19 protein-coding genes are annotated in these 21994 nt (G+C 67.6%); 9 read left to right on the top strand and 10 right to left on the bottom strand.

What is annotated here, in order from left to right:
• Window positions 1-13: 13 nt before the first annotated feature.
• On the top strand, window positions 14-3067 hold the full coding sequence (gene ppc, locus C7416_RS13205; RefSeq protein WP_111519344.1) for a phosphoenolpyruvate carboxylase: 3054 nt from the start codon (window positions 14-16) through the stop codon (window positions 3065-3067).
• 229 nt (window positions 3068-3296) lie between these two features.
• Here the strand turns inward: ppc and C7416_RS13200 are convergent, their stop codons facing one another.
• Window positions 3297-3908 carry a ferritin-like domain-containing protein gene (locus tag C7416_RS13200; protein ID WP_111519343.1) on the bottom strand — a complete coding sequence of 204 codons (612 nt, stop codon included), beginning with the start codon at window positions 3906-3908 and terminating at the stop codon, window positions 3297-3299.
• Between the two features lie 144 nt (window positions 3909-4052).
• Between C7416_RS13200 and C7416_RS13195 the strand changes: the two genes are divergently transcribed.
• The 5 genes from C7416_RS13195 (at window position 4053) to C7416_RS13175 (ending at window position 9587) form a co-directional block, all read left to right on the top strand.
• Entirely contained in the window at window positions 4053-4652 is a 600-nt protein-coding gene (locus tag C7416_RS13195; protein ID WP_111519342.1) for an RNA polymerase sigma factor, read from the top strand.
• Window positions 4649-5401, top strand: a complete 753-nt coding sequence (locus C7416_RS13190; RefSeq protein WP_111519341.1) for an anti-sigma factor — start codon at window positions 4649-4651, stop codon at window positions 5399-5401. Before C7416_RS13195 ends, C7416_RS13190 begins: the two co-directional genes overlap by 4 nt.
• A gap of 131 nt (window positions 5402-5532) precedes the next feature.
• Window positions 5533-6951 carry an argininosuccinate lyase gene (argH, locus tag C7416_RS13185; protein WP_111519340.1) on the top strand — a complete coding sequence of 473 codons (1419 nt, stop codon included), beginning with the start codon at window positions 5533-5535 and terminating at the stop codon, window positions 6949-6951.
• A gap of 305 nt (window positions 6952-7256) precedes the next feature.
• The gene (locus tag C7416_RS13180) at window positions 7257-7856 is read left to right on the top strand and encodes a TRAP transporter small permease subunit (protein WP_062801508.1); all 600 of its coding nucleotides are present in this window, start codon (window positions 7257-7259) and stop codon (window positions 7854-7856) included.
• Between the two features lie 12 nt (window positions 7857-7868).
• A complete protein-coding gene (locus C7416_RS13175) occupies window positions 7869-9587 on the top strand; it encodes a TRAP transporter large permease (RefSeq protein WP_111519339.1) in 1719 nt (572 codons plus the stop codon).
• Window positions 9588-9644: 57 nt separating this feature from the next.
• Here the strand turns inward: C7416_RS13175 and C7416_RS13170 are convergent, their stop codons facing one another.
• Window positions 9645-10559, bottom strand: coding sequence for a LysR substrate-binding domain-containing protein (locus C7416_RS13170; RefSeq protein WP_111519518.1), 915 nt, complete (start codon window positions 10557-10559; stop codon window positions 9645-9647).
• Window positions 10560-10685: 126 nt separating this feature from the next.
• Between C7416_RS13170 and C7416_RS13165 the strand changes: the two genes are divergently transcribed.
• From C7416_RS13165 to C7416_RS13155, 3 genes are all read left to right on the top strand, one after another.
• Window positions 10686-11381, top strand: coding sequence for a glutathione S-transferase family protein (locus tag C7416_RS13165; RefSeq protein WP_111519338.1), 696 nt, complete (start codon window positions 10686-10688; stop codon window positions 11379-11381).
• Window positions 11382-11624: 243 nt separating this feature from the next.
• Window positions 11625-11861, top strand: a complete 237-nt coding sequence (locus C7416_RS13160) for a FitA-like ribbon-helix-helix domain-containing protein (protein ID WP_111519337.1) — start codon at window positions 11625-11627, stop codon at window positions 11859-11861.
• Window positions 11848-12273: a type II toxin-antitoxin system VapC family toxin gene (locus C7416_RS13155; RefSeq protein ID WP_111519336.1), complete on the top strand. Its 426-nt coding sequence runs from the start codon at window positions 11848-11850 to the stop codon at window positions 12271-12273. The genes C7416_RS13160 and C7416_RS13155 overlap by 14 nt, the downstream gene beginning before the upstream one ends.
• Before the next feature lie 54 nt (window positions 12274-12327).
• On the opposite strand, the gene C7416_RS13150 is transcribed toward C7416_RS13155, so the two are convergent.
• The 8 genes from C7416_RS13150 to C7416_RS13115 form a co-directional block, all read right to left on the bottom strand.
• On the bottom strand, window positions 12328-14598 hold the full coding sequence (locus tag C7416_RS13150) for an arginine/lysine/ornithine decarboxylase (protein WP_111519335.1): 2271 nt from the start codon (window positions 14596-14598) through the stop codon (window positions 12328-12330).
• Between the two features lie 148 nt (window positions 14599-14746).
• The gene (dcd, locus tag C7416_RS13145) at window positions 14747-15313 is read right to left on the bottom strand and encodes a dCTP deaminase (RefSeq protein WP_018008077.1); all 567 of its coding nucleotides are present in this window, start codon (window positions 15311-15313) and stop codon (window positions 14747-14749) included.
• 93 nt (window positions 15314-15406) lie between these two features.
• A complete protein-coding gene (locus C7416_RS13140) occupies window positions 15407-16237 on the bottom strand; it encodes a formate dehydrogenase accessory sulfurtransferase FdhD (RefSeq protein ID WP_111519334.1) in 831 nt (276 codons plus the stop codon).
• A gap of 57 nt (window positions 16238-16294) precedes the next feature.
• Window positions 16295-16651: a hypothetical protein gene (locus tag C7416_RS13135; protein WP_111519333.1), complete on the bottom strand. Its 357-nt coding sequence runs from the start codon at window positions 16649-16651 to the stop codon at window positions 16295-16297.
• A gap of 47 nt (window positions 16652-16698) precedes the next feature.
• On the bottom strand, window positions 16699-17925 hold the full coding sequence (locus tag C7416_RS13130; RefSeq protein WP_111519332.1) for a formate dehydrogenase subunit gamma: 1227 nt from the start codon (window positions 17923-17925) through the stop codon (window positions 16699-16701).
• 49 nt (window positions 17926-17974) lie between these two features.
• Complete coding sequence (locus C7416_RS13125; RefSeq protein WP_018008073.1) at window positions 17975-18211, bottom strand: hypothetical protein; 237 nt, start codon at window positions 18209-18211, stop codon at window positions 17975-17977.
• Window positions 18208-18909 (bottom strand): formate dehydrogenase FDH3 subunit beta, encoded by a 702-nt coding sequence (fdh3B, locus tag C7416_RS13120; RefSeq protein ID WP_111519331.1) that lies wholly within the window; start codon window positions 18907-18909, stop codon window positions 18208-18210. The genes C7416_RS13125 and fdh3B overlap by 4 nt, the downstream gene beginning before the upstream one ends.
• A 15-nt stretch (window positions 18910-18924) precedes the next feature.
• Window positions 18925-21957 carry a molybdopterin-dependent oxidoreductase gene (locus C7416_RS13115; RefSeq protein WP_111519330.1) on the bottom strand — a complete coding sequence of 1011 codons (3033 nt, stop codon included), beginning with the start codon at window positions 21955-21957 and terminating at the stop codon, window positions 18925-18927.
• Between the last annotated feature and the right edge of the window lie 37 nt (window positions 21958-21994).

Below are 21994 nucleotides of genomic sequence, written 5' to 3'. Positions count from 1 at the left end.
AAGAGGAGATTGCATGACGCAGCATGCTGCGCGGCCCAACGGTCGGAAGACCGCTGCGGCCGCCAAGGATTCGGCCGCCGCAAAAGGTGACGCAAGCGGCGCAACCAGCGTAACCAGCGCCAAAGCGCCCCGCCCCGCCCCCCGCGCAGCCAAGCGCTCCCCCCAGCCAAGGCTTTCGATCGTGTCGAGCAACGGAACCACCATCGCCGCCGCCCCTGCCCGCCGCACCGCCCGCACCACCGATAAGGACGTGCCGCTGCGCGACGACATCCGCTTCCTGGGCCGCCTGCTGGGCGACTGCCTGCGCGAGCAGGAAGGCGATGCCGCCTTCGAGGTGGTCGAAACTATCCGCCAGACCGCGGTGCGCTTCCGCCGCGAGAACGACCGCGCCGCCGGCGCGGAACTGGACCGCCTGCTCAAGCGCCTGTCGCGCGACCAGACCAACCAGGTGGTGCGCGCCTTCAGCTATTTCTCGCACCTGGCCAATATCGCCGAGGACCAGCACCACAACCGCCGCCGCCGCGTGCACGCGCTGGCCGGCTCGCCGCCGCAGGACGGCAGCCTGCAGCACGCGCTGGAAAAGATCGACGCCGCCGGCGTCACCGGCAAGCAGCTGCGCAAGTTCCTCGACGAGGCGCTGATCGTGCCGGTTCTGACCGCGCACCCGACCGAAGTCCAGCGCAAGAGCATCCTCGACGCCGAGCGCGAGATCGCCCGCCTGCTGGCCGAGCGCGACTTGCCGATGACCGCGCGCGAGCGCGAGCACAACACCGCGCAGCTGCGCGCCAAGGTCACCACGCTGTGGCAGACCCGCATGCTGCGCGACGCGCGCCTGACGGTGGCCGACGAGATCGAGAACGCGCTGTCGTACTACCGCACCACCTTCCTGCGCGGCATCCCGCAGCTGATGAGCGAGCTGGAAGAAGACATCGCCGCGGTGTTCCCCGCGACGCGCAAGCGCAAGGGCGCCTCCGGCGCCCCGGGCACGCAGGCCGCGCCGCTGGCGCCGTTCCTGCAGATGGGTTCCTGGATCGGCGGCGACCGCGACGGCAACCCCAACGTGACCGCCGAGACCCTGGAGCATGCCGCCAGCCAGCAGGCGCAGCTGATCCTGGACTGGTACCTGGAGGAAGTGCACGCGCTGGGTGCCGAGCTGTCGATGTCGATGCTGATGGTCGATGCCAGCCCGGAGCTGCTGGCGCTGGCCGAGCGCTCGCCCGACCATTCCGAGCACCGCGCCGACGAGCCCTACCGGCGCGCGCTGATCGGCATCTATGCGCGCCTGGCCGCCACCTGCAAGGCGCTGAGTGGACATACCGCGACCCGCCGCCCGGTGGCGCCGGCCGAGCCCTATGACAGCGCCGAGGCCTTCGGCGCCGACATCCAGGTGGTGATCGATTCGCTGCGCGCGCACCACGGCCAGGCCCTGGCCAGCCACCGCATCGACGCGCTGGCCCGCGCCATCGCCGTGTTCGGCTTCCACCTGGCCTCGGTCGACATGCGCCAGGTCTCCGACGTGCACGAGGCGGTCATCGCCGAACTGTTCGCCGCCGCCGGCATCGCCCCCGACTACGCCGCGCTGCCCGAGCAGCGCAAGCTGGAACTGCTGCTGGCCGAACTGCGCCAGCCGCGCCTGCTGACGCTGCCGTGGCACCAGTACTCCGAGCAGACCCGCAAGGAACTGGCCATCTTCGCCGCCGCGCGCGAGCTGCGTGCGCGCTATGGCAAGCGCGTCGCGCGCAACTACATCATCTCGCACACCGAGACGCTGTCGGACCTGGTCGAAGTGATGCTGCTGCAGAAGGAATCCGGCATGCTGCAGGGCACGCTCGGCAGCAAGACCGACCCGGCGCGCATGGAGCTGATGGTGATCCCGCTGTTCGAGACCATCGAAGACTTGCGCAACGCCGCCGGCATCATGCAGTCGCTGCTGGACCTGCCGGGCTTCGATGCGGTGCTCGCGCACCATGGGGTCGAGCAGGAGGTGATGCTCGGCTACTCGGACTCGAACAAGGACGGCGGCTTCCTGACCTCCACCTGGGAGCTGTACAAGGCCGAGCTGGAGCTGGTGCAGCTGTTCGAGCAGCGCAACGTCAAGCTGCGCCTGTTCCACGGCCGCGGCGGCACCGTCGGCCGCGGCGGCGGCCCGACCTACCAGGCCATCCTGTCGCAGCCGCCGGGCACGGTCAACGGCCAGATCCGCCTGACCGAACAGGGCGAGATCATCAACAGCAAGTTCGCCAATGCCGAGATCGGCCGGCGCAACCTGGAAACGGTGGTCGCCGCGACGCTGGAGGCTTCGCTGCTGCCGCAGCAGAACGCGCCCAAGGATCTGGATACCTTCGAGGCCGTGATGCAGCAGCTGTCGGATCGCGCCTACACCGCTTATCGCGACCTGGTCTACGAAACCCCCGGCTTCAAGGACTACTTCTTCGCCACCACGCCGATCACCGAGATCGCCGACCTGAACCTGGGTTCGCGACCGGCCTCGCGCAAGCTGATGGACAAGAAGAACCGCCGCATCGAAGACCTGCGCGCGATCCCTTGGGGCTTCTCGTGGGGCCAGTGCCGCCTGCTGCTGCCGGGCTGGTACGGCTTCGGCAGCGCGGTGCGCTCGCTGCTCGACAGCGCGCCGGACGACAAGGCGCGCAAGCAGGCGGTCACCACGCTGCGGCGCATGGTCAAGACCTGGCCGTTTTTCTCGACGCTGCTGTCCAACATGGACATGGTGCTGGCCAAGACCGACCTGGCGGTGGCCTCGCGCTACGCCCAGCTGTGCGACGACGCCGCGCTGCGCCGCAACGTGTTCAACCGCATCAGCAAGGAATGGCACCTGACCTGCGACATGCTGGCGCTGATCACCGGCCACCAGGAACGGCTGGCGGACAACCCGCTGCTGGCGCGCTCGATCAAGAACCGCTTTGCGTATCTCGACCCGCTCAACCACTTGCAGGTGGAGCTGCTCAAGCGCTTCCGCTCGGGCAAGGACGGCGATGACATCCGCGTACGGCGCGGGATTCACCTGACCATCAATGGGGTGGCGGCGGGGTTGCGCAATACGGGTTGAGCGTCCTTGTGCGCTTGACAGGGCTGCCGGTTGGCTCCCCTCTCCCATTTATGGGAGAGGGGTCGGGGGAGAGGGCAGGCGCTTGCCAGCATGACGCCGCCCGGATCGCCACTACCGGCTGCTGCGGAGATTTGAAACCCTGCAGTTCTGCCACCGCCTGCCCTCTCCCCCGCCCCTCTCCCGCAAGCGGGAGAGGGGAGCAAACCCTCGGCGAGATTCGACCGCCGCCTCACCCCACAAACGCTCCCGGCACCGGATCTTCACCCAGCGCGTGCAGCAGCACCGCCCAGTGCATCGCCTCGTCGCCAAGGATGCTGCCGGCGGCGCGCGTCAGCTCGCGGTTGTAGAAGTTCGGCAGCACGCCCAGGTAGCCGGCGGTCGCGCCCTTCTCCAGCCCCGCAGCAAAGCGCAGCACATCGGCCTGCGTCTTCAGCTTGTCAGTCGGAAACTCATACGCCGACGTCTTCTTCGCCACCACCGGCGTGCCGCCGAGCTTCGACACGGTCCCCGCCAGCACCTGCGCATGCGCCTTGTGGTGGTCCTGGAACTTGACCGCGGTGGCCAGCACCGGTTTCTGCAGCAGCCCGCTCTCGGCGCCGACCTGGTAGGCGGCAATCGCCTGGTATTCAAGCCCCAGCGCGGTATTGAGGATATTGATGTCGTCCTTGGTGCTGCCCGATTGCGTCTGCGCCCACGCCGGCATCGATTCGCCGAGCGTGATGACGGCCAGCGAGCCGAGCGCGAACAGGCCGGGCGCCTTGAGCAGCCCGCGCCGGCGCGCGTCCGGCGGCGTGACGATGGAGCCGGGCTCGCGCGCCGGCGTCTGGTAGATGCGGTCCATGGTGTGCTCCTGTGAGGGATGACAACGTGGTGCCCCTGGTACGGGGTGCCTGGCTTGCGCCTGTCGACATCTACGCAGCTGCCGGGCGTTTGGATGCGGCCCTACCTATAATCCGGCAAAGCCTCCTTGCAAGGATCCGTCCCGGTGCCGCCCTCCCCGCAGCCGTCCTATGCCGCGCCCGCCAGCCCCGACCGGCTGGAGGGACTGCTGCAGGCCGTCGCCGTCGGCGAGCGCCAGGCACTGCGCGCACTCTACGACCTCACCGCAACGAAACTGTTTGGCCTTGCGCTGCGTATTACCGGCAGGCGCGATTGGGCGGAGGACGTCGTGCAGGAAAGCTTTGTCAGCATCTGGCACCACGCCGGCGACTACCGGCCGCAGCTGGCCGCGCCGATGACGTGGATGACCGCGATCGTGCGCAACCGCGCGCTCGACTGCCTGCGCCGCGCGGCGGCGGCGCGCGTGCCGCAGACTGCCGAGCCGGAGCAGGACCTGGCCGAATGGCTGGCCGACGACGCCGCCGGGCCCGCCGAACTGGCCGAGGCCAGCCAGCAGGCGCGCGCGCTCAACCGCTGCCTGCAGCGGCTGGAGCAGTCCCAGCGCCAGGCCATCATGCTGGCCTACCTGCAGGACCTCAGCCACGCCGAGCTGGCCGAGCGCCTGCGCGCGCCGTTGGGCACGGTCAAGTCATGGATCCGGCGCGGGCTGGAGCGGCTGCGCAGCTGCATGGAGGGCGCGGCATGAAGCTGGCCAGCCATCCCGACCTGCTCGACCGGATCGCGGCCCAGTACGCGCTGGGCGTACTGCGCGGCGGCGCGCGCCGGCGCCTGGAGCGGCTGGCGCATGAAGAGCCGGCGGTGCGCGCGGCGATCCACCGCTGGCAGGCGCGCCTTGCCGGCGTGGCCGAATTGCAGGCGGCGGCCGAGCCGGTCGACAAGGTCTGGTGCGGGATCGAGGAACGGCTTGGCTGGAAGGCGGCCGAGGAGCGCCGTTCGCTGGCCGCACCCCGCGCCGCTGGCCCCGCCGCCGGCGGCTGGTGGCAGCGCCTGTGGTCGGCGCCGGTGTTCTGGCGCGGCACCGCGGCGGCGATGGCGGTGGTGGCGGTGCTGGCCATCGGCATCGGCATGTACTTGGCGCACCAGCGCGAGGCGGCGCCCGCCGACGTCATCGCCGTACTCAACGACGACCGCGCGCAGCCGGCCATGCTGGTGTCATGGAATGCAGCCAGCGGCGAGCTTGTGGTGCGCCGGCTGGATCACCTGAAGCTGAACGATCGGCAGGTATTGCAGCTGTGGGCGCTGCCGGCAGGCGGCAAGCCACAGTCCCTGGGCCTGATCGGCCGTGTGCCGCAAGCGCGGCTGGCGCTGGCGCAGCCGCCAACGGCGGTGCCAGCGCTGGCCGCCAGCATCGAACCGGCCGGCGGCTCGCCCAGTGCCGACGGGCCCAGCGGCCCGGTGGTGTTCAAGGGACCCGTGATCCACAGCCGGCCCTGAGCACCGCCCCGCCATCGCGACCCGCACCGCCAGCGTGCCGCCGGGCGATATAATCGCCGTTTCCCAATTTTCGCGCCCGCCGCCGTCCGCACGCCGGCCGCCTGCCGCGCGAGCCACTGCAGCCGACGTCCATGTCCACCTCCCAACTTGCCAAGAAAGGCGAAGCCTGGTCCGCCCGCTTCTCCGAACCGATGTCCGACCTGGTGAAGCGCTACACCGCCTCGGTGTTCTTCGACAAGCGCCTGGCCCTGTTCGACATCCAGGGCTCGCTGGCCCACGCGGCCATGCTGGCGAAGCAGGGCATCATCGCCGACGCCGACCGCGCCGAGATCGAGCGCGGCATGGCGCAGATCCGCGGCGAGATCGAGGCCGGCAGCTTCGAATGGAAGCTGGACCTGGAAGACGTCCACCTGAACATCGAGGCGCGCCTGACCGCGCTGGTGGGCGATGCCGGCAAGCGCCTGCACACCGGCCGCTCGCGCAACGACCAGGTCGCCACCGACATCCGCCTGTGGCTGCGCAGCGAGATCGACAACATCATCGTGCTGCTGGGCGCGTTGCGCACCTCGCTGCTGGACCTGGCCGAGCAGCACGCCAACACCATCCTGCCGGGCTTCACCCACCTGCAGGTGGCGCAGCCGGTCACCTTCGGCCACCACCTGCTGGCGTACAACGAGATGTTCACGCGCGATGCCGAGCGCATGGCCGACTGCCGCAAGCGCGTCAACCGCCTGCCGCTGGGCGCCGCCGCGCTGGCCGGCACCAGCTACCCGATCGACCGCGAGTTCGTCGCGCAGCAGCTGGGCTTCGACGGCGTTTGCCGCAACTCGCTGGACGCCGTCTCGGACCGCGACTTCGCCATCGAATTCTGCGCCGCCGCGGCGCTGGTGATGACCCACGTGTCGCGCTTCTCGGAAGAGCTGGTGCTGTGGATGAGCCCGCGCGTGGGCCTTATCGACATCGCCGACCGCTTCTGCACCGGCAGCTCGATCATGCCGCAGAAGAAGAACCCGGACGTGCCCGAGCTGGCGCGCGGCAAGACCGGGCGCGTCAACGGCCACCTGATCGGCCTGCTGACCCTGATGAAGGGCCAGCCACTGGCGTACAACAAGGACAACCAGGAAGACAAGGAGCCGCTGTTCGACACGGTCGATACCGTGGTCGACACGCTGCGCATCTTCGCCGACATGGTGCCGGGCATCAGCGTCAAGCCCGAAGCGATGCGCGCCGCCGCGCTGCAGGGCTATGCCACCGCCACCGACCTGGCCGACTACCTGGTGAAGAAGGGCCTGCCCTTCCGCGACGCGCATGAAGCCGTGGCCCACGCCGTGCGCGCCTGCGACGGCCGCCAGTGTGACCTGGCCGACCTGACCGTGGCCGAGCTGCGCGAGGTCTCCGGCCTGGGCGACCAGGCCGCGCTGATCGGCGACGACGTGCACGCGGTGCTGACGCTGGAGGGCTCGGTTGCGGCGCGCAACCATATCGGCGGCACCGCACCGGACCAGGTGCGCGCGGCCATCGCCGCGGCCCGCACCGCGCTGAACGGCTGACCCTCGCTCCCGGGGTAATCCGGCAAGCCGCAACGGGAGCGCGAGCTCCCGTTTTTCTTTTCTGTCCGCCGGCGCACCGACGACTGTTGCGTATTGCATGAAGCGGACACGGCCGCGCGTCGATTTCCGCGTCGATTTCACATCGGGAATATCGAATCGGCATGGCATGGCCGACGAATCTGCACATAACTGGTGCAAATTCACCGAAAAATGTGATGCACTGGGGATTCACCCTAAAGATGCAGGGCCGCCGACGCCGTAGACTAACGCGCCACCCCTGTATCCCCCATCCCTAGGACGATCACATGTCTTCCCTCATGAGGATCTCGCGGCTTATCGACGCCGTGAATGCTTTCATCGGGCAGTGGGCGAAATGGCTGGTCCTGCTGGCCGTGCTGGTCTGCGCAGGCAACGCCATCATTCGCTACACCTTCAGCATCAGCTCCAACGCCTGGCTCGAACTGCAGTGGTATATGTTCGCCGGCGTGTTCCTGCTGGGCGCCCCGTACACCCTGCGCCGCGACGAGCATGTGCGCATCGACGTGATCGCCGGCCGCTTCTCCGAGCGCACCCAGGTCTGGATCGATATCTTCGGCATCCTGTTCTTCCTGCTGCCGATCTCGCTCATCATTCTGTGGCTGTCGATCCCCTACTTCTGGCTGTCCTACGCCGGCCATGAAATGTCCGGCAATGCCGGCGGCCTGATCCGCTGGCCGGCCAAGTTCCTGATCGTGGCGGGCTTTGCGCTGATGATCCTGCAGGGCCTGTCGGAGCTGATCAAGCGCTTCGCCTACCTGAAGGGGGATCTGCCGTTCTCGGCCTTCCGCAAGCACGCGGTCGACCCGGCGCTGGAGATCGCCGCGATCGCGCAGGCCAACCAGACCGCCGCGTCTGAAAAACGATAAGAGGCGCGCACGATGACGCAATTCCTGATTGCGAACATGGCACCGATCATGTTCGCCTCGCTGGTGGTATTCCTGCTGTCGGGCTTCCCGATCGCCTTTGCGCTGGCGGCCAACGGGCTGCTGTTCGCCTTCATCGGCATCGAGCTGGGGATGCTGCCGCCCGAGCTGCTGCAGGCGCTGCCGAGCCGGCTGTTCGGCATCATCGAGAACGACACGCTGCTGGCGATCCCGTTCTTCACCTTCATGGGCCTGATCCTGGAACGCTCGGGCATGGCCGAAGACCTGCTCGACACCATCGGGCAGCTGTTCGGCCCGATCCGCGGCGGCCTGGCCTACGCGGTGATCTTCGTCGGCGCGCTGCTGGCGGCGACCACCGGCGTGGTGGCGGCCTCGGTGATCTCGATGGGCCTGATCTCGCTGCCGCTGATGCTCAAGTACAAGTACGACAAGCGGCTGGCCTCGGGCGTGATCGCGGCGTCGGGCACGCTGGCGCAGATCATCCCGCCGTCGCTGGTGCTGATCGTGCTGGCCGACCAGCTCGGCCGCTCGGTGGGCGACATGTACAAGGGGGCGTTCGTGCCGGGCCTGGTGCTGACCGGGCTGTACATGCTCTATGTGCTGATGGTCACCATCATCAAGCCGTCAGCCGCGCCGGCGCTGCCGCTCGAGGCGCGCACCTTCCGCGAGCCCAGCGGCAAGAGCGGCGCCACCTCGGTACTGGTGCTGACCGCGCTGGCGGTGGCGGTGGGCGTGCTGGTGGACATGTTCTACAAGCCCGAGGCGCCGCTGGACGAGCGCCTGGTGGTCTCCGTGGGTGCGGCGATCCTGTTCGCCTTCGTGCTGGCGGTGATCAACAAGACGCTGAAGCTTGGCCTGCTGTCGCAGATGGCGGAGAAGGTCACCTTCGTGCTGATCCCGCCGCTGGCGCTGATCTTCCTGGTGCTCGGCACCATCTTCATCGGCGTGGCGACGCCGACCGAAGGCGGCGGCATGGGCGCGCTGGGCGCGCTGATCCTGGCCATGGTCAAGCGCCGCCTCGACCTGGGCCTGACCAGGCAGGCCATGGAAGCCACGCTCAAGCTGTCGGCCTTCGTGATCTTCATCCTGATCGGCGCGCGCGTGTTCTCGCTGACGTTCTACGGCGTCGACGGCCATATCTGGGTCGAGCACCTGCTGACCGCGCTGCCCGGCGGCCAGACCGGCTTCCTGGTGGCGGTGAACGTGCTGTTCTTCCTGCTGGCGTTCTTCCTCGACTTCTTCGAGCTGGCCTTTATCCTGGTGCCGCTGGTGGGACCGGTGGCAGACAAGCTCGGCATCGACCTGATCTGGTTCGGCGTGCTGCTGGCGGTGAACATGCAGACCTCGTTCATGCACCCGCCGTTCGGCTTCTCGCTGTTCTACCTGCGCTCGGTGGCGCCGCGCGAAGTCAAGACCTCGGAAATCTACTGGGGTTCGGTACCGTTCGTGGTGATCCAGCTGGTGATGGTGGCGTTGATCATCGTGTTCCCCGGCCTGGTCAGCACCGGCACGCAGAAGGCGCAGGACCGCAGCATCACGCGCGACCTGAACATCGACCTGGAAGGCAGCAGCCCCAAACCCGCCACGCCGGGCTTGTCGATTCCGGGCCCGGGTTCCGCGCCGGCCGAGTCCGGCTCGCTCGAATTGCCGACGCAGCCGCCGGCGGAAAGCGAATCGGCCGCGCCGCAGTTCGAGTTCGAGAAGAAGAAATAAGCCTGCCCCAGCGGCAGTCTCAGGCAACGCCAGGCCCCGCAGCGATGCGGGGCTTTTTCATTGCGGCATGGCAGTGCCGGCGCCGCCGGGCGCCAGGCATTGCGCCAGGAAGTCGACGGTGGCCCGCACCGCGGGCAACTGCCCGCGCCGTGCCGGCAGCAGCAGCGTGGTGGTCACGCTGCCGGCGGTCCACTGCGGCAGCACGCGCGCCAGTTGCCCGGCCGCCAGCGCCGCGCGGCACAGCTCGTGCGGCAGCGGCACGATGCCCAGTCCCGCGATGGCCGCGCCGAGCAGCACGGTGGATTCGTTCACGGTCATGCGGGGCACCGGACTGGCTTCCGCGCGCGCCCCCTGCGGCCCCCACAGGCGCCACGTGCCCGCGGCCGCCCCGGTGAGCAGCCCGTCGTGGCCGGCCAGCTGAGCGGGCGCTTCGGGCGTGCCGCGCCCGTCCAGGTAGCCGGGCGACGCCACCAGCACGATGTCCTCGACGGCAAGCTGGCGTTGCACCAGGCCGGAGTCCGGCAGCGGCGCGAAATGGCTGCGCACGGCGATATCGAAACCTTCCTGCACCAGGTCGACCATGCGGTCGGACACCTCCAGCTGCACGTGCAGGCGCGGATAGGCGCGCGCCAGCGCCGGCAGGTGTGGCGCCAGGTAGCGCTGCGCGGTGGGCACCGCGGCGGTGATCCGCACCGTGCCGCTGGGCTCGGCCACGCGCCGCTGCACCGCCTCTTGCGCGGCCTCGGCTTCGATCAGCGCGGCATGCGCGTGATCGTAGAAGTCCCGGCCGGCATCGGTCAGCGTGAAGCTGCGCGAACTGCGGTACAGCAGCCGCGCCTGCAGCGCCTGCTCCAGCTCGGCCACGCGCTTGCTGACCGTGGACTTGGGCACCCCCAGCGCCCGCGCCGCGGCGGCAAAACCGCCATGGGTCACGGCGACGACGAAGAAGCGCAGGTCATTGAGGTTGATCATCGCAGGCAAAGTCTATGGGTGTGGACGATAGGTCGAATTTTTGCGTACTACTCACGCAAAGTCCATGCATCTACAGTTCACCTGTGCCCGATCGGCGGGCCCCAACCGAATCCAGGAGAACTACCCATGACTACCCCCACCCTCTTCTACGGCGTTCCCTCCGGCTGCTCGTTCGGCTCGATCGTGGCGCTGGAATGGCTTGGCCAGCCCTATCGCCTGAGCCGCATCGAAATGCCCGAAGTCGTGACCAGCGAGGCCTACCGCCAGATCAACCCGGTCGGCGAAACGCCGACGCTGATGGACGCGCAAGGCAATTTCCTCAGCGAAAGCATGGCGATCCTGAACCACATCGGCGCGCGCGGCATCGAGCGCAAGCTTGGCTTTGCCCAGGGCACGCGCGATTTCGACCGGCTCAACCAGCAGCTGGCCTACCTCAACACCAGCTACTTCGGCGCCTTTGCCCCGCTCTGGCATGCCCTGGAGGGCGTGGACGCGACCGACCGGCCGGCGCTGGTGCGCTACGGCACGGAGCAGGTCCGCCACGTGCATCAGGAACTCGAAGCCATGCTGGGCGAGCGGCCCTGGCTGCTGGGCGAGCACCGTACCGTGGCCGACGCCTACTTCAGCGGCATCGCGCGCTGGTCGAAGTACCACAAGGTGCTGAACGTCGAGGACTTCCCGAACCTGCAGCGCCTCTACAACCAGCTCGAAGCCGATCCGGCGGTGCGCTTCGCCCATGCCATCGAGCGCCAGGCGCCGGCGCAAAGCGCGGGCGGCTTCCAGGGTCACGTGACGCTGGAGGAAGTGCTGGCGCAGCGCTGATGCGACAGGCATCGGCGTCGCGGCGAGGCAACCCGCGCAATTGCGAATCGGCTCATCGACCGGCGGGCCGGCACGGCCCAGACTGGTTCCTGCGTTCAGCCCATGACCCAGGAGAACACCATGCCGAGCACCAAATGCGCGGGGCACTTCGCCGCGACCCCGATCTATTGCCTGCCATCGATACGTGACCGCCGTAATGATAACAATGCTATCATCACGCCATCCAACGGTGAGGAGTTCACGATGGCAACCCTACTGGTTCGTGGCGTCGATGAAGCGCTGGTCCGGCGCCTGCGCGAGCAGGCCGTCGCCAATGGCCGCAGCGCCGAGGCCGAACACCGCGCCATCCTGGCGCAGGCGCTGGGCGGCACGGCCCGGCGCAGCTTTGCCGAGGTGCTCTCCGGCATGCCCGACGTCGGGCACGACGCCGACTTCGAGCGCATCCAGGATACGGGCGAGGCGCCGCGTGTATTTGATTGATACCAACGTCATCAGCGAGACCCGCAAGCGGGAGCGCGCCAACCCCGGCGTCCGTGCCTTCTTCCGCCAGGCCGCGCGCGATGGGGCCGCGCTCTACCTGTCGGCGCTGACCGTGGGCGAACTCCAGCGCGGCGTGGCACTGATCCGCCATCGCGGCGACGCGGTGCAGGCGGCGCTGCTGGAGCGCTGGCTGGCCCATGTGCTGGAGGACTTCGGCCGGCAGGTGCTGCCGGTCGATGCCGAGGTGGCGCAGGTCTGGGGCCAGTTGCGCGCGGCACGGCCCGAGCACGCGCTGGACAAGTTCATCGCCGCCACCGCGCTGATCCACCGCCTCACCATCGTGACGCGCAATGTCGCGGACTTCCGCGGCACCGGCACGATGGTGATCAATCCGTTCAGCCAGGACAAATAGAAAGGGCCCCGCCTTGGCGGGGCCCTTTCTGCATCCACGGAAGCCGGCTGGCGCTCAGGCGCCCTGCTTCACGCAGTCGACGAAGTACGCCTTCTTGCCGTCGACCTCGTCCTCCACCAGGCCGTGGATGTCGGTCTCGAAGCCGGGGAACAGCTTGTTGAACTCGCGCGCAAACTTCAGGTACTGCACGATGGTGCGGTTGAAGCGCTCGCCCGGGATCAGCAGCGGAATGCCCGGCGGGTACGGCGTCAGCAGGATGGCAGTGACACGACCCTCCAGGTCGTCGACCGGCACCCGCTCGATCTCGCGGTGGGCCATCATGGCCCACGCGTCCGACGGCTTCATCGCCGGCTCCATGTCCGACAGGTACATCTCGGTGGTCACGCGCGCGACGTCGTTGGCCTTGTACACGCTGTGGATCGCATCGCACAGGTCACGCAGGCCCATGCGCTCGTATTGCGGATACTTGGCGACGAATTCCGGCAGCACGCGCCACAGCGGCTGGTTCTGGTCGTAGTCGTCCTTGAACTGCTGCAGCTCGGTCACCAGCGAGTTCCAGCGGCCCTTGGTGATGCCGATGGTGAACATGATGAAGAACGAGTACAGCCCGGTCTTCTCGATGATGATGCCGTGTTCGGCCAGGTACTTGGTGACGATCGCCGCCGGGATGCCGCGCTCGCTGAACTCGCCGTCGACGTCCAGGCCCGGGGTGATGATGGTGGCCTTGATCGGGTCGAGCAGGTTGAAGCCGTCGGCGAGGTCGCCAAAACCGTGCCAGCGCTCGTTGGCCTTCAGCATCCATTCCTCGCGGTCGCCGATGCCGTCTTCGATCAGCGCGTCCGGGCCCCACACCTTGAACCACCAGTCGCCGTTGTTGCCGGCATCGTAGTCGCCCTCGACCTTGCGCATGGCGCGGCGGAAGTCCATCGCTTCCTGGATGCTCTCCTCCACCAGCGCGGTGCCGCCCGGCGCTTCCATCATCGCCGCGGCCACGTCGCACGAGGCGATGATCGAGTACTGCGGGCTGGTCGAAGTGTGCATCAGGTACGCTTCATTGAAGCGGTAGCGGTCCAGCTTGCGCGTCTCCGAATCCTGCACCAGGATCTGCGAGGCCTGCGACAGGCCGGCCAGGAGCTTGTGCGTGGATTGCGTCGCGAACACCAGCGCATCCTTGCTGCGCGGGCGGTCCTTGCCGATCGCGTGCATGTTGCGATAGAAGTCGTGGAACGCCGCGTGCGGCAGCCAGGCTTCATCGAAGTGCAGGGTGTCGATCTCGGCCGCCAGCATTTCCTTGATCTGCTCGGCGTTGTACAGCACGCCGTCGTAGGTGCCCTGGGTGATGGTCAGGATGCGCGGCTTCTGGTTCTTCGCCTTGCTGGCGAATGGGTGGTTGGCAATCTTTTTCCTGATGGTCTGCGGATCGAACTCGCTCTTCGGGATCGGGCCGATGATGCCGTAGTGGTTGCGCGTCGGCATCAGGAACACCGGGATCGCGCCGGTCATCATGATCGCGTGCAGGATCGACTTGTGGCAGTTGCGGTCCACCACCACGATGTCGCCCGGCGCCACGTTGGCATGCCACACCATCTTGTTCGAGGTGGAGGTGCCGTTGGTGACGAAATACATGTGGTCGGAGTTGAAGATGCGAGCGGCGTTGCGCTCCGACGCGGCCACCGGGCCGGTGTGGTCCAGCAGCTGTCCCAGCTCGTCGACGGCGTTGCAGACGTCGGCGCGCAGCATGTTTTCGCCGAAGAACTGGTGGAACACCTGGCCCACCGGGCTCTTCAGGAACGCCACGCCGCCCGAGTGGCCCGGGCAGTGCCACGAATACGAGCTGTCCTGCGCGTAGTCGATCAGCGCCTTGAAGAACGGCGGCGCGAGCGTGTCCAGGTAGACCTTGGCCTCGCGGATGATGTGGCGCGCCACGAACTCGGGCGTGTCCTCGAACATGTGGATGAAGCCGTGCAGCTCGCGCAGGATATCGTTGGGGATATGGCGCGAGGTGCGGGTCTCGCCGTACAGGAAGATCGGCAGGTCGGAGTTGCGGCGGCGCACTTCGGCGACGAAGGCGCGCAGCTTCTCGATCGCGGCGGCCTCGAGTTCCTCGCTGTCGCTGGCGAACTCGTCGTCGTCGATCGACACGATGAAGGTCGATGCCCGGCTGGCCTGCTGGGCGAACGAGGTCAGGTCGCCGTAGCTGGTCAGCCCCATGACTTCCATGCCCTCTTTCTCGATCGCCTCGGCCAGCGCGCGGATGCCGGAGCCGGAGATGTTCTCGGAGCGGAAGTCTTCGTCAATGATGATGACGGGGAAGCGGAATTTCATCGGGCATCCTTGATGGGAAAGCAGGACATAAAGGACTTGAGCCACATGGCCGGCAGGGGTTCCCTGCGACGGCGGCATGTGGCTCTCACGTCAGGTTTGGCGGCCCTGGCGGGCTCGCCGTGCCGGCAGACGCCGGATTGTAATGCGCTCAGGTCTTCGGCAGTGTGACACCGTGCTGGCCCTGGTATTTGCCGCCCCGGTCGGCATACGAGGTCTCGCAGATCTCGTCGCTCTCGAAGAACAATACCTGGGCGCAGCCCTCGCCGGCGTAGATCTTGGCCGGCAGCGGCGTGGTGTTCGAAAACTCCAGCGTCACATAGCCTTCCCATTCCGGCTCGAACGGCGTCACGTTGACGATGATGCCGCAGCGGGCGTAGGTGCTCTTGCCCAGGCAGATGGTCAGCACGCTGCGCGGGATGCGGAAGTATTCCATCGTGCGCGCCAGCGCGAACGAGTTGGGCGGGATGATGCAGACCTCGCCCTTGAAATCAACGAACGACTTCTCGTCGAAGTTCTTGGGATCAACGATGGTGCTGTTGATATTGGTGAAGATCTTGAATTCGTCGGCGCAGCGGATGTCGTAGCCGTAGCTCGAGGTGCCGTAAGACACGATCTTGCGGCCGTCGGCCTCCCGGACCTGGCCTGGCTCGAACGGCTCGATCATGCCGTGCTGCTCCGCCATGCGGCGGATCCATTTGTCGGATTTGATGCTCATAAGGTTGGGAGGATAGACGGCTCGGAGTGCGCCGCATTGTACAACCAATCGAGGCGCACCCCTCAAGCCCGCAGCAGGCCGTGCAAGTGGCCGCTACGCCACCACATCTTCGGGCTGGCGGTGGCGGAAGCGCTCGCGCCCGGTATAGAGCAGGAAGTGCTTGCCGGTGCAGCGCGCGAACAGCGTCAGGTTGACGCGCCGGGCCATCTGGTAGCCCATCTGCGTCACGCCCGAGCGCGACAGCAGGAACGGGATGCCCATCTGCGCGCCCTTGATCACCATTTCGGAAGTGAGGCGCCCGGTGGTGTAGAAGATCTTGTCGCCGCCAGTCATGCCTTCGAGCCACATGCGTCCGGCAATGGCATCGACGGCATTGTGGCGGCCGACGTCCTCGACGAACATCAGCAGCTCGGTGCCCTGGAACAACGCGCAGCCATGCACCGAGCCGGCCTGCTTGTACACCGACTGCTGCAGCCGGATGGTGTCGATGATGCCGTACAGGGTGTCCTGGTCCAGCGTCGCGCCAACCGGCAGCCGGATGCTGTCGACCTCGTCCAGCAGCGAGCCGAACACGGTGCCCTGGCCGCAGCCGGTGGTCACCACGCGGCGGGCGGTGCGCTCCTCGATGCGGTCGACGCCGGTGCGGGTGGTCACCGCGGCCGATTCGGTTTCCCAGTCGACCTGCACCGCGGCAATGTCCTCGATCGATTCCACCAGGCGCTGGTTGCGCAGGTAGCCCAGCACCAGGTGTTCGGGCGCGCCGCCCAGCGTCATCAGCGTGACCAGCTCGCGCTTGTCGAGATAGACCGTCAGCGGCCGCTCGCCCGGCAGGTAGGCCGCGCGCACGCGCCCTTGCTCGTCGACGACTTCAACCTCTTCGATCAGGGGAACGGCTGCCTGGGTAAGCTCGGGACGCAAGGTCATGACGAGGGACTCGGGGCTGCGGGTGAGGCCCCGAGCGGCACACGCTGGGGGCGGAAGTTACGGCGCCTTTGCGGGGGATTGTACCGCGCCTGCCGCGGGCGCACCGGCGGTGCTGGCAATGGCCGGGGCTGGCGCCACGAACGGTCCCGGATCGGCGCAGGCGGCGGTCTGCACCGGCTCGCGCGCCTGCTGCCCGTGCGCCTTGCGGTCGGCCAGGTAATGCGCGGCGATCTTGTCCTGGGCACGGCACAGCTGGTACGCCGCAACCTTGTCGGACCAGGCGGCGCGCGCCCTGGTCTCGGCGGCCTTGGCCTGCTGGGCTTCGGTCGGCGTGGGCAGCTTGGCCAGCGCGCTCGGGGCGAAGGCTGTGCAGGCGGCACCGGCAACGGCAATCAGCGTCAGGATGCGTGTCATGGTTGTGGATTCCTGCTGTGTCGTGGGATTCGCTCGCCAGGCCTGCATCAGGCTTCGCCGGGACTCTGCCGCGCCGGCCGGGCCGCGGTGGCATCCGGGCTGGCCGAACGCTGGGCCGGGATCTTGCCGGACTTGATGTCGTCGTACCAGAGCTCGTGGTGCTCCTTGGCCCAGGCCTCGTCGACCCAGCCATCGCGCATGGCGCGGTACGCGCCTTCCATGCCGATGGTGCCCATATAGATATGGCCGCACGCCATGGCAGTCATCAGCACCGCCGAGATCCCGTGGATCACGTTGGCGATCTGCATGGTGGCGCGGTAGTAGTCCATGCCCGGCACGATCATGTCGAGCACCCAGCCCGACACCGACAGCACCAGGCCGAACACGAACACGCCCACCCAGAACCACATCTTCTCGCCGGCGTTGAAGCGCCCGCTCGGCACGTGCTTGGCCGAGGCCAGCCCGCCGAGGCTGGTGACCCAGCGGACGTCGTCGCGGCTGGGCAGGTTGTCGCGCAGGAACACCACGAAGGCGACGATCACCGAGAGCGTGAAGATCGGCCCCACCACGTTGTGCAGGTTCTTCAGGATGTAGCTGAGCCAGCCGAACAGCATATGGCCCATCAGCGGCAGCAGGAAATGCTTGCCCAGCAGCATCACGATGCCCGACACCGCCAGCACCACGAAGGAAATCGCCATGGTCCAGTGGACGATGCGCTCGAGCGGGGTAAAGCGCTCGATCATGCGGCCAGTCTTGGGCGTGCGCAGCGGGATGGTGCCGCGCCACAGGAAGAAGCCGAGGATCACCACCGGCACGATCAGCAGCAGCCAGCCGCCCCAGACCGTGATCACGCCGTTGCGGAACAGCCGCCACGACTGGCCGGTGCGCTGGATCAGCACCCCCGCTTCCTTGTCGGGCAGGCTGCTGTAGTGGCGCTGGTCGGAATTGACCTCGCGCCACATCGGCGCGTTGTTGCCGGGCTGCGTGACGCTGCGCTGCTGCTGCGACCTGGCCTCGGCGGCGATGTCGCGCGGCGGGATATTGAAGATGTTCTCGGACGCGATGCCGGCCAGCGGCTGGGCCGGATGCGTGGCCGGGTTGTTGGCGTCGGCGTTGGCCGATGCGGTCGCCGGTCCGGTCGGCGGCCCCGGCGCGGGTGCCGGGGCCTGTGCCACGGCATTGCCGGCCGCGGCCAGCGCCAGCGCGCCGGCAGTCAGCCAACCCCGCCAGCCACGCCAGCCTCCGGCGCGGCATCGATTGTGCGACGGCGTCATAGCCCCTCCTTCAGTTCCCGGCTGGCGGGAAGTCCACACGGCGGCGCGGTCATTGCACCCGGTTGTACTCGTTCTGCAACTGGTTGCGCTGGCGGATCTGGTTATTCCAGCTGTTGCGGTCGCCCGCGGTCCAGCCCTTGGCCACGAACGGATCGTCCGGGGCGCCCTGGAACGCCTGGGCGTCGGCCTTGCGGTGCGACGGGCCGATGGTCTGCGGCTTCTCGCCGCACGCGGCCAGCAGTACGCCGCACAGCGACACCAGTGCAACGACGCGGATGCGGTTCATGACGCTTTCCCCCCTGCAGGTGCCGTGGCGGCCGGCGCGGTCGGCGCGGCGGGCGCGGCTGGTGCCGGCGCGGGCTGCTGCGCCGGGGCCGCGGGCTTCGTGCCGGCCTGGGCATTGCCATAGGCGGTGCCCCAGCCGAACACGTCACCGCCGGTGCCGCGCTTGATCACGCGATTGCGCAGGATGTCGGCAATCACGTCGCCGTCGCCGCCCAGCAGCGCCTTGGTCGAGCACATCTCGGCGCACAGCGGCAGCTTGCCTTCGGCGAGCCGGTTGCGGCCGTACTTCTCGAACTCGGCCTCGCTGCCGTTTTTCTCCGGACCGCCCGCGCAGAAGGTGCACTTGTCCATCTTGCCGCGCACGCCGAAGGTGCCGGTCGACGGAAACTGCGGCGCGCCGAACGGGCAGGCGTACGAGCAGTAGCCGCAGCCGATGCAGACGTCCTTGTCGTGCAGCACCACGCCGTCCTCGGTGCGGTAGAAGCAGTCGACCGGGCAGACCGCCATGCAGGGCGCGTCCGAGCAGTGCATGCAGGCCACCGAGATCGATTTCTCGGCGCCGACCATGCCGTCGTTGACCGTGACCACGCGGCGCCGGTTCACCCCCCAGGGCACCTCGTGCTCGTTCTTGCAGGCAGTGACGCAGCTGTTGCACTCGATGCAGCGCTCGGCGTCACAGATAAATTTCATGCGTGCCATGGTGTTCCTCTGCGCTTAGGCAAACCGCTCGATCTGGCAAATGGTGGTCTTGGTTTCCTGCATCATCGTCACCGCGTCATAGCCATACGTGGTGGCGGTATTGACTGCTTCGCCGCGCACCACCGGCATCGCGCCCTCGGGGTAGTAGTCCTTCAGGTCCTTGCCCTGCCACCAGCCCGAGAAGTGGAACGGGACAAAGGCGGTATCCGGCCCGACCCGCTCCGTGACCAGCGCGCGCACCTTCAGCCTGGCGCCGGTCGGCGTCTTGACCCAGCAGTAGTCGCCGTTGCGGATGCCCCGGTCGGATGCGGCGCGCGGGTTGATCTCGACGAAGTTCTCCTGCTGCAGCTCGGCCAGCCACGGGTTGGAACGGGTTTCCTCGCCCCCGCCCTCGTACTCGACCAGGCGTCCCGAAGTCAGGATGATCGGGAATTTCTCGGCCACCTTGTTCTCGAGATTGCGCTGCTGCACCGACTTGTACAGCGTCGGCAGCCGCCAGAACGCCATCTTGTCGTCGTGGGTCGGGTACTTCGCGACCATGTCGGGACGCGTGGAGTACAGCGGCTCGCGGTGCTGCGGGATCGGGTCCGGGAAGTTCCATACCACCGCGCGCGCCTTGGCATTGCCGAACGGATGGCAGCCATGGTTCTTCAGCACCACGCGCTGGATGCCGCCGGACAGGTCGGTCTTCCAGTTCTTGCCCTCGGCCTTGGCCTTCTCGGCATCGGTCAGGTCGTCCCACCAGCCCAGCTTCTTCAGCAGCACGTGGTCGAACTCGGGATAGCCGGTGGTGATCTCCGCGCCCAGCGAGTGCGAGCCGTCCTCGGCCAGCAAGTTGACGCCATCGCGCTCCACGCCGAAATTGGCGCGGAAGTTGCCGCCCCCGTCCATCACGTGCTTGGTGGTGTCGTACAGGTTGGGCGAGCCCGGGTGCTTCAGTTCCGGCGTGCCATAGCATGGCCATGGAAGCCCGAAGTAGTCGCCGGTGAGGTCGTAGCCGGTGACCGGGTCCTTGCCCGACTTGCAGCGCAGCGTCTTGACGTCGAACATCTGCATATTGCGCATGTGCGACTTCAGCCGTTCGGGCGACTGGCCGGTGTAGCCGATGGTCCAGTTGCTGGCGTTGATCTCGCGCAGGATCGATTCCGGCTCGGGTTCCATCCAGGTCCGGCCTGCCCGCTTGACCTCGATCATCTTGTAGTTCTTCGACAGCTCCTTGCCGAAGCCGAGCTTGTCGGCGAACGCCTGCATGATGGTCTGGTCGGGCATCGACTCGAACAGCGGCTCGATCACCTTCTCGCGCCATTGCAGCGAGCGGTTCGAGGCCGTGCACGAGCCCGAGGTCTCGAACTGCGTCGCCGCCGGCAGCAGGTACACCGCCCGGTTGGGGTTGACCTTGTCGCCCTCGGCCGGCGGCATGTTGGCCATGGCCGCAGTCGCCGACGGGTAGGGGTCCACCACCACCAGCAGGTCGAGCTTGTCGAGCGCCTTCTTCATTTCCAGGCCGCGCGTCTGCGAGTTCGGGGCATGGCCCCAGAAGAACACGCCGCGCACGTTGTTGTCCTGGTCGATCAGCTCGTTCTTCTCGGTGACGATATCGATCCAGCGCGACACCGTGGTGCCGGACTTCTCCATCATCGCCTGCGACACGAACTGCTTCTTGATCCATTCGTAGTCCACGCCCCAGACTGCCGCGTAGTGCTTCCACGCGCCGGTGGCCAGGCCGTAGTAGCCCGGCAGCGAATCGGGGTTGGGCCCCACGTCGGTGGCGCCCTGCACGTTGTCGTGGCCGCGGAAGATGTTGGCGCCGCCGCCCGCCACGCCGATATTGCCCAGCGCCAGCTGCACGATGCACGAGGCGCGCACCATCGCGTTGCCGATGGTGTGCTGGGTCTGGCCCATGCACCACACCAGCGTGCTGGGCCGGTTCTTGGCCATGGTCTCGGCCACCAGGTAGACCTGCGCCTCGGGCACGCCGGTGACCTCCTCGACCTTGTCGGGGGTCCACTTGGCCAGCACCTCTTCCTTGACCTTGTCCATGCCGTAGACCCGGTCGTTCAGGTACTTCTGGTCTTCCCAGCCGTTCTTGAAGATGTGGTACAGCACCCCGAAAAGGAAAGCGATATCGGTGCCCGAGCGGATCCGCACGTAATGGTGCGCCTTGGCCGCGGTGCGCGTGAAGCGCGGATCGACCACGATCACCTTGCAGCCGTTCTCCTTGGCATGCAGCAGGTGCAGCATCGACACCGGGTGCGCCTCGGCCGCGTTGGAGCCGATATACAGCGCCGCCTTGGCGTTCTGCATATCGTTGTACGAGTTGGTCATCGCACCGTAGCCCCAGGTGTTGGCCACGCCCGCCACGGTGGTGGAGTGGCAGATGCGCGCCTGGTGGTCGGTGTTGTTGGTACCGAAGAACGACACCCACTTGCGCATCAGGTAGGACTGCTCGTTGCTGTGCTTGGAAGACCCGACGAAGAACATCGAGTCCGGGCCGCTCTGCTGGCGGATCTCCTTCATCTTCGCGGTGATCTCGTCGAGCGCCTGGTCCCAGCCGATGCGCTGGTACTTGCCGTTGACCAGCTTCATCGGGTACTTGAGCCGGTATTCGCCGTGGCCGTGCTCGCGCAGCGCCGCGCCCTTGGCACAGTGCGCGCCCATGTTCAGCGGCGAATCGAACACCGGCTCCTGGCGGATCCACACGCCGTTCTGCACCACCGCGTCGACCGCGCACCCCACCGAGCAGTGGCCGCACACGGTGCGCCTGACCACGATGCCGGTCTTGCCGTCGCCGGCGGCCTTCTTGTCGTCGGCGGCGTCGGCCTTGCGCAGCAGCGTCAGCTGCGAGGCCGCGAGCCCGGCGCCGACGCCGATGCCGGAGCGCTTGAGGAAGCTGCGGCGGTCCATGGTCGGCATGGCGCCGGCCAGGCTGGCCGCGAGTCGTTGGGAGAGCCGGCCGGAGCTTGCGCCGGCGGATTCCGGCCGATTGACGAGGCCGTCAGCGAGGCGGGCGGATGCGCCCTGCGCCGCGCGTTTGCGGGTCAAGATCATGTCTCACCTCAGAAACGGACGATTGGATAGCGTCCGG

This window comes from Cupriavidus phytorum (genome assembly GCF_003254285.1).
GTDB classification, from domain to species: Bacteria; Pseudomonadota; Gammaproteobacteria; order Burkholderiales; family Burkholderiaceae; genus Cupriavidus; species Cupriavidus phytorum.
The sequence above is the reverse complement of the archived record's forward strand: the minus strand, read 5'-3'. Positions and strand labels throughout refer to the sequence as shown.

Coding starts and splice junctions, on each gene's coding strand:
- ppc (WP_111519344.1), top strand. CDS start 14: ATGACGCAGCATGCTGCGCGGCCCAACGGTCGGAAGACCGCTGCGGCC.
- C7416_RS13200 (WP_111519343.1), bottom strand. CDS start 3,908: ATGGACCGCATCTACCAGACGCCGGCGCGCGAGCCCGGCTCCATCGTC.
- C7416_RS13190 (WP_111519341.1), top strand. CDS start 4,649: ATGAAGCTGGCCAGCCATCCCGACCTGCTCGACCGGATCGCGGCCCAG.
- argH (WP_111519340.1), top strand. CDS start 5,533: ATGTCCACCTCCCAACTTGCCAAGAAAGGCGAAGCCTGGTCCGCCCGC.
- C7416_RS13180 (WP_062801508.1), top strand. CDS start 7,257: ATGTCTTCCCTCATGAGGATCTCGCGGCTTATCGACGCCGTGAATGCT.
- C7416_RS13175 (WP_111519339.1), top strand. CDS start 7,869: ATGACGCAATTCCTGATTGCGAACATGGCACCGATCATGTTCGCCTCG.
- C7416_RS13170 (WP_111519518.1), bottom strand. CDS start 10,559: ATGATCAACCTCAATGACCTGCGCTTCTTCGTCGTCGCCGTGACCCAT.
- C7416_RS13165 (WP_111519338.1), top strand. CDS start 10,686: ATGACTACCCCCACCCTCTTCTACGGCGTTCCCTCCGGCTGCTCGTTC.
- C7416_RS13160 (WP_111519337.1), top strand. CDS start 11,625: ATGGCAACCCTACTGGTTCGTGGCGTCGATGAAGCGCTGGTCCGGCGC.
- C7416_RS13150 (WP_111519335.1), bottom strand. CDS start 14,598: ATGAAATTCCGCTTCCCCGTCATCATCATTGACGAAGACTTCCGCTCC.
- dcd (WP_018008077.1), bottom strand. CDS start 15,313: ATGAGCATCAAATCCGACAAATGGATCCGCCGCATGGCGGAGCAGCAC.
- C7416_RS13140 (WP_111519334.1), bottom strand. CDS start 16,237: ATGACCTTGCGTCCCGAGCTTACCCAGGCAGCCGTTCCCCTGATCGAA.
- C7416_RS13135 (WP_111519333.1), bottom strand. CDS start 16,651: ATGACACGCATCCTGACGCTGATTGCCGTTGCCGGTGCCGCCTGCACA.
- C7416_RS13130 (WP_111519332.1), bottom strand. CDS start 17,925: ATGACGCCGTCGCACAATCGATGCCGCGCCGGAGGCTGGCGTGGCTGG.
- C7416_RS13125 (WP_018008073.1), bottom strand. CDS start 18,211: ATGAACCGCATCCGCGTCGTTGCACTGGTGTCGCTGTGCGGCGTACTG.
- fdh3B (WP_111519331.1), bottom strand. CDS start 18,909: ATGGCACGCATGAAATTTATCTGTGACGCCGAGCGCTGCATCGAGTGC.
- C7416_RS13115 (WP_111519330.1), bottom strand. CDS start 21,957: ATGATCTTGACCCGCAAACGCGCGGCGCAGGGCGCATCCGCCCGCCTC.